This is a genomic window from Paenibacillus brasilensis, assembly GCF_009363115.1.
In the GTDB taxonomy this organism is placed as follows: domain Bacteria; phylum Bacillota; class Bacilli; order Paenibacillales; family Paenibacillaceae; genus Paenibacillus; species Paenibacillus brasilensis.
Genome location: NZ_CP045298.1, coordinates 454,052 through 468,470 on the forward strand (window position 1 = coordinate 454,052; position 14,419 = coordinate 468,470).

The following is a 14,419-nucleotide window of genomic DNA, read 5'->3' on the forward strand; positions in this document are numbered from 1 at the left end:
ACGCTTATACAAAAATGGATATGTATGTGTTTACGTAAATCCGCATAGTTATAACTTCATACCGCTTCATTCACTCACATCTGATTGGGAATAAAAAATGGAACTACCCCGCAATTGCGGAATAGTCCCCTCTGATTCATGGTTGAAGCTCCGCGATGCTTACCTTGGATTAGTCGCCTCGAAAGGCGCGCTTCACACGGTCAAAGAAGGATTGCTCATTCTCATGTGTCTGCTCTCCGCTAAGCGCAGAGAATTGACGTAGGAGGTCCTTCTGTTCTTCACTCAGCTTGCTAGGCGTCACCACGACCACCTTAATATGCTGGTCACCTTGACCTACACCACGCAGCTTAGGCACACCTTTACCTTTAAGGCGGAAATAGGTACCTGTCTGCGTACCCGCTGGAACCTTCAATTTCACTTTTTCGGTCAGCGTCGGAATTTCAACCTCATCTCCCAATGCCGCCTGCGAGAACGTCAGCGGAATTTCACAGTAGATGTCGTCTCCCTCACGCTCGAAGAAGTCATGCGACTTCACACGGAACACGACGTACAAGTCACCTGCCGGTCCTCCGTTGACACCGCCTTCGCCCTCACCGTTGATACGCATTTGCGCGCCATCATCCACACCCGCTGGAATACGGATATGAATTTTACGCTGCTTGCGTACACGGCCAGAACCGCTACAAGTTGTACATTTTTCTTTGATAATTTTTCCAGAGCCGCCGCAATTGGAGCAAGCGCGGCGATTAACCATACGACCAAACGGTGTATTCTGTACCACTTCTTCCTGTCCGCTACCGTGGCAGACGGAGCAGGTTTGTGGCTTGGTGCCCGCTTTGGCTCCTGTACCGTGACACGTATCACATGTTTCGGTACGTCCAATGTTAATATCGGTTTCCTTACCGAACACCGCTTCCTTGAATTCGATCGTCATCGTATATTGGAGATCATTCCCACGCTGTGGTGCGTTCGGGTCACGTCGACCGTTGCCGCCACCACCAAAAAACATATCAAAAATATCGCCAAACCCGCCACCGAAGTCAGCTCCACCGAAGCCGCCTCCCATGCCCTGGTTCGGGTCTACATGACCATACTGGTCGTATCTTGCCCGCTTCTGACCATCGCTGAGAACGTCATAAGCCTCTTTCACTTCTTTAAATTTGCTTTCCGCATCCGCAGCCTTGTTCACGTCCGGATGATACTGACGAGCAAGCTTGCGGTAAGCCTTTTTGACTTCTTCCTCCGAAGCGCCCTTCGCGACGCCCAGCACCTCATAATAATCACGCTTATCAGCCAATGTTCCACCCCCATGCCTACAACGCGTCTGCACTACATATAAAAGGAAAGCCAAAGGCACGGGATGACCCGGCTTTGACCTTCCCATCATTTCAAGGCAGTACAACCCGTAATATGCTTATTTATCCTGAAAATAACGGTTCCCCTTCGGTCTCATCGTTATTTATCAAGGCAGCTACGCTGCTGGATACTATTCAGTGTATTATAACGCACCGGTGTACCCTAATGCCAATACCGATCCGTTGCTTAGTCTTTCTTCTGGTCTTCATTAACGACTTCATAATCTGCGTCAACCACATTGTCGCGGCCTTTGCTGTCTGCTGAGCCATTTTGAGCCTCTTGTGCCTGTGCTGCTTGAGCAGCTTGCTCGTACAGTTTTACAGACAATTGCTGAACAATTTCAGTCAGCTCTTCAGTAGCCTTTTTGATGTCTTCCAGGTTGTCGGTTTCCAGCGTTTTTTGCAGATTTTCTTTAGCTGCATTGGCCTTTTCGACTTCACCTGCATCTGCTTTTTCGCCCAGATCTTTAATCGTTTTGTCTACGGAGTAGATCAGTTGGTCCGCAGCGTTTTTCGCTTCTACCAAATCTTTGCGTTTTTTATCTTCTTCCGCATGCAACTCGGCATCCTTCATCATACGTTCTACTTCCTCGTCGCTCAAGCCGCTGGAAGATGTGATCGTAATTTTTTGACTCTTGCCAGTTCCTTTATCCGTAGCAGATACGTTCACGATACCGTTCGCATCCAGATCAAAGGTAACTTCGATTTGCGGTACGCCACGTGGTGCTGGAGGAATATCTCCCAGTTGGAAGCGACCCAGCGTTTTGTTGCCTGCTGCCATTTCACGCTCACCTTGCAGTACATGAATTTCTACGCTAGGCTGGTTGTCGGCATACGTCGAGAATACCTGCGATTTGCTTGTAGGAATCGTTGTGTTACGCTCAATCATTTTAGTGAATACGCCACCAGCGGTTTCAATACCGAGGGACAGTGGAGTTACATCGAGAAGAACGACGTCTTTCACATCACCTGTCAATACGCCCGCCTGAACTGCGGCGCCCAAAGCTACCACTTCATCAGGGTTTACGCCTTTATGAGGCTCTTTGCCTGTCAATTTTTTGATTGCTTCCTGTACAGCCGGAATACGAGTGGAACCACCGACCAGAACGATTTTGTCGATGTCGCTGGCACTCATGCCTGCATCTTTCATCGCTTGACGAGTAGGCCCCAAGGTACGTTCTACCAGACCTTCAGACAGCTCTTCAAATTTCGCGCGAGTCAGGTTCAGCTCCAAATGCTGTGGAACGCCATCAACGACTGTGATGAACGGCAGGGAAATCGTCGTAGTCAGTACGCCGGACAGCTCTTTTTTCGCTTTTTCCGCTGCGTCTTTCAGACGTTGTACAGCCGCTTTATCTTTACTCAAGTCGATACCTTGATCTTTTTTGAACTCATTTACGAGGTAATCAATGATCACTTGGTCAAAGTCATCGCCGCCCAGCTTGTTATCACCGCTTGTTGCTTTAACTTCGAAGAAACCGTCGCCCAATTCCAGAATGGATACGTCAAATGTACCGCCACCCAGGTCATACACGAGGATCGTTTGGTCTTCGGATTTTTCCATACCGTATGCCAAAGCAGCTGCTGTTGGCTCGTTGACGATCCGCAGAACTTCCAGACCTGCGATTTTACCTGCATCCTTGGTCGCTTGACGTTGGCTGTCATTGAAGTAAGCTGGAACCGTAATAACGGCTTGAGTTACCGTTTGGCCCAGATAAGCTTCAGCATCGGATTTCAGCTTTTGCAAAATCATAGCGGAGATTTCCTGTGGGGAGTACTCCTTGCCGTCAATGCTTTCTTTATGGTTTGTACCCATATGGCGCTTGATTGAGATGATTGTACGATCCGGGTTCGTAATCGCTTGGCGTTTAGCCGTCTCCCCTACAGTACGTTCTCCATCTTTTTTGAAACCAACAACGGAAGGGGTTGTGCGCGCGCCTTCCGGATTTGGAATAACGACGGCTTCGCCGCCCTCCATAACAGCCACACAAGAGTTGGTTGTACCTAAGTCAATACCGATTACTTTACTCATCGGACAATTCCTCCTTCTGTATATACGAGGCCCTCAGGCCAGAATGGTTGAATTTCAATTCATGTGTTGCTAAATGTATATTGAAAAAGCTACATGCTTACTTTTACCATAGCAGGACGAAGTACCTTGTCCTTCAGCATGTATCCTTTTTGCACCTCTTCAACGACGATACCTTCCTCATGCTCTTCGCTTTCCACCTGCATAATAGCCTGATGGAAATCAGGATTAAACGGTTGCCCCACCGAATTCATGGCCGTTACGCCCTCAGCCTGCAGCACGCCCTCAAACTGGCGGAAGATCATCTCTACGCCCTTGGCGAATGACTCAGTCTCTGCTCCCTGCTGTGCTGTTGCCAGCGCACGCTCGAAGTTATCGAGAACAGGTACCAGCTCGGTTACCAGCTTCATGGAAGCATATTTAGCAAGTTCTTCTTTCTCTTTCAACGTGCGGCGACGGAAATTGTCAAAGTCCGCCTGTGCGCGCAAAAACCGCTGTTGATGCTCCTCAGCCTCCGCACGAAGTTTTACCACCTCTGTGTCTTCTTCCTGCGCTTCCAGTGCTGCCGCTTCATTCACCGGCTCTTCCTGCTCCTGGATCGTCTCGGAAGCTTCCTCTGTGCTTACATTTTGTTGTTTTTCTTCTTGGAACGCTTGTTCTTCCTTCAAAATGTTTCACCTCCTTCAAGTTATAACTGTCCTTATAAAAACACGCAGCAATACACCCGCGCAGGATACAAAGAGTATCTGAGCGCGGAACATGTAGAACTATAAACTACGCATTCTTGTTCTATTTAAACCGCTGTGTAAGCATTGCGGTCAAATCCTTGGATAGAATATCCAGAATGTTAATCACCCTCGCATATTCCATGCGCGTCGGTCCCAGTATACCTATGGTACCCAAAGCTTCCCCATCTATCGCATACGTAGCGGTGATCAAACTGCAATTGGCAAACGCCTCATGATCATTTTCCGTACCGATGCGCACCTGCATTTCAGGTGCTCCGGGAACAGGTGTCATCAGTTTAAGCAGCGTTGGTGTTTCCTCCAGCAGATCAAGAATATGTTTAACCTTGTCTACATCTTTAAACTCAGGCTGATTGAGCATGTTCGTGGCACCACTCAAATACAGGCGCTGATCTGATTCACTATCCAGTGCTTTATCCAATACCTTCATAGCGTCCTCAAAATGAGACACATGCTTCTCCATTTCCTGACCAAGCGCAGTGTAAAGACGTGATTTAAGCTGATAAATCGGCACACCGACCAGCTTGCTGTTCAGCAAATTCACAACCTTTTCCATCTCGGAAATCGAAATTCCCGGCGGAATATCCACCGTCTTATTCTCCACCTGACCGGTATTGGTCACAATAATCGCGACAGCCGTCGTATCGTTGAGCGGCAATAGCTGAAAATGACGCAATGAAGTATGAAAAACCTCCGGCCCAAGCAGGATGGAAGTATAGTTGGTCATATGGGACAAAATGCCTGACGCATGTTGGATCACTTGCTCCATTACATTCAGCTTTTCGGCGTAAAAGGCTTTAAGTTCCCGCATCTCCACAGGCTTCAAAGTATTTAGTGGCACCAGATGGTCCACATAATAACGATAGCCCTTATGAGACGGGATGCGTCCCGCAGAAGTGTGGGGTTGCTCCAGATAGCCCTGTTCCTCTAAATCCGACATTTCATTACGGATCGTGGCGGGGCTGTATCCGACATCCTGCCTTTTGGATATGCTGCGGGAACCCACTGGCTCAGCCGAACGAATGTAGTCATCAATAATCGCATTCAAAATGAGTCTCTGACGTTCGGTTAACAAGCGAATCCCCCCTTGTTGTTATCCATATAGCCTGATTGTAGAATGGAATCATTAGCACTCGTTCGCGATGAGTGCTAACCGATAATACAAAAATACCAAACGGACCTGATCATTGTCAAGTCAGATCGGTATTTTCAATAAACGAGATTTATTGCAACCATTTGGATTACAGCAATGAACACAGCTTGTTTACACTTTTTCTAACGTAGCATGCAAATGATCCAATGAAAAAAAACGAACTAACCTCATTGCGGCAGGTTAGTTCAGTATTTTCAGCACTGCGATTTCATCGCAATTATTTTGTTTGCTACAGTGTATGCAGTCGGTCCATACCTTTTCAGGGAAAATCTCTTTGTTTACTACATCAAAACCGTTTTTTATAAAAAAGGAGACCTCATAGGTCAAAGCCATAATTTTAGGGATACGTTGTCGCCGTGCTTCTATAATAAGACCCTCTACGAGCTTGGAGCCAATGCCCATTCCTTTATGTCCGTCAGAGATGCCAAGGGAACGAATCTCTACCAAATCAGAGCCCAGTTTGCATAAAGAACCACAACCTACGACCTCGCCGTCCACTTCTGCAACAATAAACAGCTCCAGTTGGCGCGTAAGCACTTCCCTTGAACGTGGCAGCATAATCCCTCGCTCCGCATAGCCGCTAATCATTTGATATAAAGGCTCCACATCTTCAGGAACCGCGCCTCTGCACAATACATCTTTACACACTGAAGCCATCTTGCTCTCCTCCCGCCGCTTGCCGCATATAATGAATAAATATACAACATTACGCATAGAATCGCAATACTCCATTTACCCCGCTGTGACAGAATGATGTTATCAATTGATTGGCTCGGCTTGCGAAGTTGAAGCGTGCTGTACTGAAGCTCTCCCTTACGAACTTTTGGACGTATAAACTTATGAATTTACCGTAATAGAGCCGATAAACTCTGCAAATACATCATTTCCGAATAAAATACCGCGTTCGCTCAGACGATAACCGTCCTCGACCGCTTCAATCAAGCCCGCATTCAGCATTTTTCCGAGAGGGACTGTGAACATATCCTCCAGCGCCTGACCAAATTGAGCTTCAAAACGGGACTTGGACACGCCCTCCAGCATTCTCAAGCCTACCATGAGAAAGTCCTCCATCGCTTCCGCTGCTGGCACCTCAAAGCTATCGAGACGGGGTAGACCGTTACGAGTAGCCTCTACATATGGGGTTATGCCCTTAATGTTCATATGACGCTCTCTGCCCACGTATCCATGCGCCCCGGCACCGAGACCGTAATAGTCCTCATTGCGCCAATAGGTCATATTGTGCTTACTCCCCAAACCGGGTTTCGCGAAATTGCTGATCTCGTACTGCTCATAACCCGCTTCTTTCATACGGCGCATGAGAAGCAAATACATTTCCAATTCGTCGTCTTCATGTGGGAGCGGAAGCTGATTTTTCTGGTATAGCGTGTGGAAGAGCGTATTTTCTTCAACCTTTAAACTATAAATGGAGTAATGAGGGAGCTCCAGCTCCAGCGCTCTACTGACGCTCTCATTCAGCATGTCCACGGTTTGGTTCGGCAAGCCGAACATCAGGTCAATCGACAGATTGTCCAATCCGACCTTACGTGCATTTTCCAGACTACGATATACATCATCTGTATTATGAATGCGACCAATACCTGTAAGCAGCTCATTCTGAAAAGCCTGTACCCCGAAGCTGAGTCGGTTGACACCGCCCTCTTTCATCACGGAAAGTTTTTCATAATCGGTTGTACCCGGATTGGCTTCCATGGAGAACTCAATATCCTCCGACCAGTTCGGAAAGTAGGTACGGACACTCTTCAGGAAATATTCCATTTCCTTCGGATTGAGCGTTGTTGGCGTTCCGCCCCCGACAAAAATAGTTTTGATTTCTCCTGGAGGGTGAAGCTTAACCGTATTTTCCATCTCCCGTTCCAGTGCATACAGGTATTCCATAACAGGCTGATCCTTTAGCACATAAGAGTTGAAGTCACAGTAAAAGCATTTATTCGTGCAAAAAGGTATATGCAAGTAAACCGCTTGAGGCGCGGAAGAATGTTCATGTTTTTGTATGGATGCGGTCATTTCCGATCCTCCTTGTTAATTCAGGATATGGTGTTGGAAAAAATGGCGATGAGGAGGGAGAACGCTTCGTGGATGGATCATTCCTCCGATCGCTGTTACCCCCGGATTTTTTAATTGTAAATAGACTTAAAGGGGAAAATCCGGGGGTAAAGGCGAACGCTACCGCTTCTTCAGAACGATTCCATCCACTCCGCTGCTGCCCACCGCCAATCGGCCTTTTTTATGGTGTAGGTGTAGTAAAAGAAAAACACCCTTTGAAGTACTCCAAAGATTTAAAGATGCAGTTGCCGTATTACTCTAAACCAGAACTTGAACGTGCCCTCCATCTCTGAATAGCTTGCTCAAATAAAGAACGCCCATTCTCCATGACGGCAAATGCCCCATGAAAGAATGGACGAGACTTCAAGCAGCTTTACTCATCTATTTTCAGTACCGCCATAAATGCTTCCTGAGGTACTTCTACGTTACCAACCTGCTTCATGCGCTTCTTGCCCTCTTTTTGCTTCTCAAGCAGCTTCCGTTTACGGGAAATATCGCCACCATAACATTTGGCCAAGACGTTTTTACGCATAGCCTTAACGGTTTCACGCGCAACAACCTTTGTTCCAACAGATGCCTGAATCGGCACCTCGAACATTTGACGTGGAATGAGCTCGCGCAGCTTCTCACAAATGATACGTCCGCGATGGTAAGCCCGATCTCTATGCACGATGAACGACAGTGCATCGACCTGCTCGCCATTCAACAGAATGTCCATTTTCACCAGATTGGACTGGCGATAGCCTGAAATCTCATAGTCAAAGGAAGCGTAGCCCTTGGTGCTGGATTTAAGCTGATCGAAGAAATCATATACGATTTCAGACAGCGGGATCTGATACGTAATGGTTACCCGTGTCGTATCCAGATACTCCATATTCACGTACTCGCCGCGCTTGGTCTGACAAAGCTCCATGACCGTACCTACATAATCGTTAGGCACGATAATGCCTGCCTTTACGTATGGCTCTTCAACATGCTCAATCCGTCCGATTTCCGGATAGTTCGAAGGGTTGTCGATCTGGATCGTTTCGCCATTCGTCAGTTGAATGCGGTAAATAACGCTCGGCGCCGTCGTAATCAATGGAATGTTAAATTCACGTTCAATACGTTCCTGAATTACATCCATATGGAGCAAACCGAGGAAACCGCAACGGAAGCCGAAGCCCAACGCACTCGACGTTTCCGGTTCAAAACTGAGCGAAGCATCGTTCAGTTGCAGTTTTTCAAGCGCCTCACGCAGGTCGTTATACTCGGATGTTTCGATTGGATAGAGACCGCAATATACCATCGGATTGATTTTTCGATAGCCTGGCATCGGTTCTGGCGTTGGATTTTTGGCATCCGTCACCGTATCCCCGACACGCGTATCGCCCACATGCTTAATTCCGGCAACGATAAAGCCAACATCACCAACGTTCAGCTCGTCCACGATAGTCATACGTGGCATGAAAGCACCAACCTCGATGACCTCGAACGTTTTGTCAGTCGCCATCATCTTAATTTTCGAACCCGCGCGGATACTGCCATCCACAACACGTACATATACGATAACGCCTTTATAAGGATCATAATGCGAATCGAAAATAAGCGCCTTGAGCGGGTTATCCGGATTTCCTTGCGGAGCAGGCACACTTCTGACCACCTGTTCCAGTATTTCCTTAATACCGATTCCAGCTTTGGCTGAAGCATGTACGGTTTCGCTTGTATCCAGGCCGATAACATCCTCAATTTCCTGCTTTACCCGTTCGGGATCGGCACTCGGCAAATCAATTTTGTTAAGCACTGGCAAAATCTCCAGATTGTTGTCCAACGCCAAATAAACGTTAGCCAATGTCTGTGCCTCAATCCCCTGCGCTGCGTCTACTACCAGCAAAGCACCTTCACAGGCTGCCAAACTACGGGATACCTCATAGGTAAAATCGACGTGTCCCGGTGTATCAATCAAATTCAAAATGTACTCTTCGCCGTCATCGGCCTTATAAGTGAGTCGCACTGCCTGGAGCTTGATCGTAATCCCGCGCTCCCGTTCCAGCTCCATCTGGTCAAGCACCTGCTCCTGCATTTCACGGGAAGTGAGTGCACCGGTGTACTCTAAAATCCGGTCAGCCAGCGTGGATTTACCATGGTCTATATGTGCAATGATACTAAAGTTCCGAATTTTACGTTGTCTTGCCAAAATGTCAGTCATGCCTTACCCCCACACAATGCCTAGTGTCAATCAGCTTATTATAGCAGTTGTAAGGGGGGGCAGCAATATTTCTATTCGGTTACTCCATCAAATACAGATACAACCCAACGAATGCTCTTCCTTGACAGGTTTTGCAGCAGCCCGGCGGTTTTGTCTGCCATGGTATCCACCGAGGCCTGCTGCGCCTGAACGGCTAGCAGTTCGCGAGGTGTCGCCCGGATTTGCTGAGTACTGGCATCCTGTGCGGTTGTCGTATACCATTCGCGCGTCCCGCGTGCATCCTGATCCTCATTTCGTTCGTTAGTATTCGTTTCAATTATGCCCGTTTGCGGCTTCATTTCGACAGTTCCACCTGTGTTATTCGTACGGCTATAGGCTTGGGCATTGGCTGCCGGGGTATCCTCAATAACCGTCTGCTCATATTCGGCTTTCTGGTGATTTACGGAATGAATCGGGTCTCCGTCCCATTCGGGGCCATAAACTGAGCGTAGGCCAGAGCCCGCCAGTTGCATACCAAGTAATACCCCTACCCCAATCAGAAATATAAATCCAAGCGCTTTTTTACGAAAATGTCCGGACATTATATTTTCCCCTTTCCACCTTATACCTTTCCTCTGTTCAGCGCCTTAATTTAATTACCATTGCTGCTGTTTTTGGTATCCAATACCTTAGTGCCCGCTTTCTGCGCTTTTTGGTCCTCCCAATATACTTCGCTGATCATATCCGCCAAGACATCCGAGGTACGCTTTAACTCCTCCTCGGTATTATCAATACCGCCAATTTCAATTAAAATACTATGGGAAGACAGACTCTGATTGTACTCTCCATTGTTGCCTTTACCGCCATCTTTTCCCCATATTCCGCGCGATACGCCGTGATACGATTTTTCCAGCTTTTCATGAATACGGGCAGCGAAAGCTTCATTTTTACGCCAGTTTTTATTGTCATGACCGATAATGAAGTATACCTTGGCATAAGAAAGTCCATTAATAGTGGCTGTTGTTTTACTATGACGCTGAGAGTCCCTGTGGATATCTAGCAGATAAGTTAAGCCCTTATTACTCGCCAAGGCTTCCTTGACGGTTTCACGTGAATATTTATAGGAATAGTTCCAATTGTAATTTTGCACTATGGAGGCATAGTCCTTGTTTACATGCAGCGTGTTTATTCCTTGTTTCTCCAGTCTCCTTTTTACAAAGTCCCCTACTCTTGATACATTCGCTGATTTTGAACCGGAATTGGGATTGGAACTGGTTTTACTGAGTAGTGGGTTATATGCTTCTCTGGGATGGGAATGGTAGATTAATATGCGCTTTTCACCTTTGACTGCATCACCTGAATCATCCTCTTTTGCAGGGTCCGTTTCCGGTGTTGTTGGCAAGTCTGGCGTAGTAGTACCATGATTCGGCGGGTTCGTAGAAGCATCTGAGCCACCGGGCGCATCCGTCGTTCCCTGATCGGGATGATAATCCGTAGGGCCCTCTACCTTGTCGTTTCCTGATCCCTTGCGTAGCAAGACAGGCGCATCTGCAGACATACCGGGAATTTCGCGGGAAATAAGACTTTTCGGATCTTGTGGATTAATGCCTGTAAGCATTTGAAAAACAAAAGGCGACCACTGTTCACCCGACAATGAGGATTGTTGCTTTTTTTGTGCAAAATGAGGTACCTCCATACCAAGCAGGTCTGCAAAAAAGCCGCTGGACACCGAGCCTGCAAATCCTTTCATCGAAGAAACAGGGGATGTTTGCAAACGATTTTCGGCCAGTCCCCCTAGTCCCAATACGACAAATAAAAGCGCCGAGCCCATAATAAGCAGCACAAGCGTATGTCCCATCGCCAAAATTTCGATACCCTTTCTTCTCCATCTTCCGACGTTCCAGGTCTGAATTTTTTTCATGTGAGCCTTGTCCTCCTTCGTCCCGTCGAAACCCGCTTTTACATTCGGAACATAGGGTTCCTATCTGCTGCGGAAATCTCTTATATTTCAACTCTATGAACGAAGAACAATTGCTAGAACACAAAAAAATCTCTATCCGCAGGTAAATCCCATCCCTTTTTGAGAGAGATAGATTACCTGTTAAATAGAGATTTTGCCGTCCTAGAAAGATGGTTTTGCTAACCTTGCATTAATGCGTATAAGCGGAGACATTGCCGGGGTCAACAGCCTCATGCAGCGCAGCGTTCAGTCCGGTTGCAATGATATTCGCGATATCTTCAATAAATTCATCAATCTCTTTAGGGGTCACAATCAGGTCATGCCCCAACGGTTGAAGTACCTCTCTCACCAACCCGAGTCTCTCAGGCTCTGAAATATCGTCCAGCATCCCCAGTATTGCTTTCGTAGGTGCCTTTTCTTTGGCAAAATGTGTTTTCATCAGTTCAATTACATTATTTACGATGGTCGAAGCGTAGCATACCGTTGGCACGCCAATGGCAATGCACGGAACACCCATAATATCCTTGGTGATACCACGCCGCTTGTTGCCAATCCCTGAACCCGGATGTATCCCGATATCTGCCACCTGAATAGTCGTATTGACACGCTCCAGTGAACGTGATGCGAGAGCATCAATAGCAATAATCAGTTCTGGTTTGGTGCGATCTACGATGCCTTGAACAATTTCACTGGACTCGATTCCCGTAATACCGAGAACACCCGGCGCAATTGCGCTCACATCCCGATAGCCGGGATTGACTTGATCCGGCGTCAACTCAAAATATTGACGAGTCACCATCAGATTTTCAACGACAAGCGGGCCCAGCGAATCGGGAGTTACGTTCCAGTTCCCCAGACCGACCACAAGTACACGTGCCGTGTTGGAGATGCCTATCTTTTGTATAAAATGCTCCATCTCTTTTGCAAAAGAAATAGCTACTCGTTGCTGAAGTCCGGTGTCGCCTCCACGTAAGCCAGGTACCTCTAGCGTGACGTAATGCCCTTGTACTCGCCCAATACGATTGGCTCCTGCTTCATTTAGTACATCCAGCCGTGTAATTTTAATACCGTTATCTTCCTCCACGTCCTCACTGATTCCCGCCAGCGGTACAGGCTGATCCCGTGTTGCCAGCTCTCTTGCCTCCAGTGCCAAATCCGTGCGTACCGCATACTTCTGCAAATCCAGATCCATCTTTTAAGCCTCCTTGTATACCATCTCTGGCTATAGTGTGCGAGACACCCAACAGGTTTATGCACATCCATTTTCATCCTGTTATTTGCATAGCCACGGAATGTTTTCTTATTGCATTTTGAGGTGTAGCGTGCTAAAATATTTTAAGTTGTGAAACGTTTGTGTTCATAAGTAATGCCTTTACAGGAGGTGAATGTAATGCCAAACATTAAATCCGCTATCAAACGCGTTAAAACGAGCGACAAACGCCGTGCGTTGAACGCTTCCCAAAAATCCGCGCTTCGTACAGCAGTCAAAGCTGCCGATACAGCGTTGGTGGGTAACGAAGCTGAAGTTGCTGCTGCTGCTTTCAAAGTAGCTTCCCAAAAGCTGGACAAGGCTGTAACTAAAGGTCTGATCCACAAAAATGCAGCTGCTCGCAAGAAATCCCGCTTGGCGAAAAAACTTAACGCTCTTACAGCTCAAGCGTAAGCACGAGCTACTTCTATAACGTTAATGAAAAAAACCTGACCAGCCCCGGCTGATCAGGTTTTTTTAGTTTTCATCGTCTGTGTTCTCACTGCCAGTGTCCCTTACAAATCGCTCACTTAAAAATCACTCAGCACCTGGGAGGGGTTAAACTGAAGCCCCCATACCCATTTTCATTAAAAACAGCTCCAGTCCCAGTACCTTATCAACGACACCTGTTTTCATATGATAATCCAGCTCGCCCAGTTCGAAGAGAAGCTGACGCAGCTGTTCAGGATGGAACCTCCTGGCCTGCTCACCCGCAACTTTTACCCCGTAAGGATGCAAGCTAAGCTGGCTCGCAATTTGCTGCTGGGAATAACTTTGACCCGATAGCTCCTTAACCTGCAATATAATACGGAACTGCCGTGTGATCAAAGCTGCAATCTTAATCGGTTCCTCTTTTTGCTTGAGCAGCTCATAAAAAATACTAAGCGCCTTATCCAGCCGCAAATTAGCCAGATCCTCAACCATCGCAAATACATTTTGCTCTGTACTACGAGGCACCAGGGATTCGACATCTGTAGATGAGATCGTTCCTTGTGCTCCTGCATACAAGCACAGCTTGTCTATCTCGGCAGCCAAGGATTGCAGCCCTGTACCTGTATATTGAATGAGCGTCTCGGCAGCTCCAGCAGCTAGTTGTACCTCTCTTTCCCCTGCACGCTTATGAACCCAAGCTACAAGGTCATCTCCACCCAATGGGGAAAAGGCAATCACCGAAGCATCACTTTTCAGTCTTTTGACAAGCTTTTTCCGTTCATCCAGCTTTTCGGACTGAACCATAAAAACAATGACGCTATAGTCAGTCGGGTTATCCATATAAGTCAACAGCGTCTCAATGCGATGCTCAATCTTACCGCTATCTTTGCCTGCTGCGAATACACTGGTGTCCCGTACAATAATCAGCTTTTTAGGCACCAGAAAAGGCGCAGTTTCTGCCTCCTCCACGACCACCTCGATAGGCGTTTCCGTCAGATCATAGGGAATAATGGCAAAATCACGATGCTCCTCTTCCACCACTTTTTCCTTGAGCATCTCGACAAACTGCTTCATTTGGTATTTTTCACTGCCGTATAGCAAATACACGGGCGAAATATCACCCTTGCGAATAGCCTTAGCGGCTGTTTTTGCATCCATATACCGTTCCCCCCATCCACTGATCGTACCTGACATCCGGCCGGAAGGCAAGTCAATATACAAACAAAGGGACCCTGCCTATAGGCAAGATCCCTTCACCACCATC

General features: G+C 47.3%; 13 protein-coding genes. 2 read left to right on the forward strand and 11 right to left on the reverse strand.

The features are described from left to right. Positions 1-169: 169 nt before the first annotated feature. The 6 genes from dnaJ to hemW form a co-directional block, all read right to left on the reverse strand. The gene (dnaJ, locus tag GCU48_RS01980) at positions 170-1,297 is read right to left on the reverse strand and encodes a molecular chaperone DnaJ (protein ID WP_152378862.1); all 1,128 of its coding nucleotides are present in this window, start codon (positions 1,295-1,297) and stop codon (positions 170-172) included. A gap of 245 nt (positions 1,298-1,542) precedes the next feature. Continuing rightward, positions 1,543-3,387 carry a molecular chaperone DnaK gene (gene dnaK, locus GCU48_RS01985; RefSeq protein WP_025718818.1) on the reverse strand — a complete coding sequence of 615 codons (1,845 nt, stop codon included), beginning with the start codon at positions 3,385-3,387 and terminating at the stop codon, positions 1,543-1,545. 89 nt (positions 3,388-3,476) lie between these two features. Next, on the reverse strand, positions 3,477-4,052 hold the full coding sequence (grpE, locus tag GCU48_RS01990; protein ID WP_152378863.1) for a nucleotide exchange factor GrpE: 576 nt from the start codon (positions 4,050-4,052) through the stop codon (positions 3,477-3,479). Positions 4,053-4,173: 121 nt separating this feature from the next. Then, a complete protein-coding gene (gene hrcA / locus GCU48_RS01995; RefSeq protein WP_025718821.1) occupies positions 4,174-5,205 on the reverse strand; it encodes a heat-inducible transcriptional repressor HrcA in 1,032 nt (343 codons plus the stop codon). Positions 5,206-5,463: 258 nt separating this feature from the next. Then, positions 5,464-5,940 carry an N-acetyltransferase gene (locus GCU48_RS02000; protein WP_025718823.1) on the reverse strand — a complete coding sequence of 159 codons (477 nt, stop codon included), beginning with the start codon at positions 5,938-5,940 and terminating at the stop codon, positions 5,464-5,466. 180 nt (positions 5,941-6,120) lie between these two features. Then, positions 6,121-7,308, reverse strand: coding sequence for a radical SAM family heme chaperone HemW (hemW, locus tag GCU48_RS02005; protein WP_152378864.1), 1,188 nt, complete (start codon positions 7,306-7,308; stop codon positions 6,121-6,123). A gap of 68 nt (positions 7,309-7,376) precedes the next feature. Here hemW and GCU48_RS26715 point away from each other — a divergent pair, with 68 nt between their 5' ends. Next, positions 7,377-7,640, forward strand: a complete 264-nt coding sequence (locus tag GCU48_RS26715) for a hypothetical protein (protein WP_208811937.1) — start codon at positions 7,377-7,379, stop codon at positions 7,638-7,640. An 80-nt stretch (positions 7,641-7,720) separates the two neighbouring features. Here GCU48_RS26715 and lepA read toward each other — a convergent pair whose 3' ends face one another. The 4 genes from lepA to gpr form a co-directional block, all read right to left on the reverse strand. After that, complete coding sequence (gene lepA / locus GCU48_RS02010) at positions 7,721-9,535, reverse strand: translation elongation factor 4 (protein WP_025718827.1); 1,815 nt, start codon at positions 9,533-9,535, stop codon at positions 7,721-7,723. 71 nt (positions 9,536-9,606) lie between these two features. After that, entirely contained in the window at positions 9,607-10,116 is a 510-nt protein-coding gene (locus tag GCU48_RS02015) for a DUF3679 domain-containing protein (RefSeq protein ID WP_152378865.1), read from the reverse strand. A 50-nt stretch (positions 10,117-10,166) separates the two neighbouring features. Then, positions 10,167-11,435, reverse strand: a complete 1,269-nt coding sequence (locus tag GCU48_RS02020) for a stage II sporulation protein P (RefSeq protein WP_152378866.1) — start codon at positions 11,433-11,435, stop codon at positions 10,167-10,169. A gap of 229 nt (positions 11,436-11,664) precedes the next feature. Then, positions 11,665-12,666, reverse strand: coding sequence for a GPR endopeptidase (gpr, locus tag GCU48_RS02025; RefSeq protein ID WP_025718832.1), 1,002 nt, complete (start codon positions 12,664-12,666; stop codon positions 11,665-11,667). A 198-nt stretch (positions 12,667-12,864) separates the two neighbouring features. Between gpr and rpsT the strand changes: the two genes are divergently transcribed. Next, positions 12,865-13,137, forward strand: coding sequence for a 30S ribosomal protein S20 (rpsT, locus tag GCU48_RS02030; protein ID WP_007431285.1), 273 nt, complete (start codon positions 12,865-12,867; stop codon positions 13,135-13,137). A 144-nt stretch (positions 13,138-13,281) separates the two neighbouring features. On the opposite strand, the gene holA is transcribed toward rpsT, so the two are convergent. Further along, positions 13,282-14,313 (reverse strand): DNA polymerase III subunit delta, encoded by a 1,032-nt coding sequence (gene holA, locus GCU48_RS02035; RefSeq protein WP_025718835.1) that lies wholly within the window; start codon positions 14,311-14,313, stop codon positions 13,282-13,284. Between the last annotated feature and the right edge of the window lie 106 nt (positions 14,314-14,419).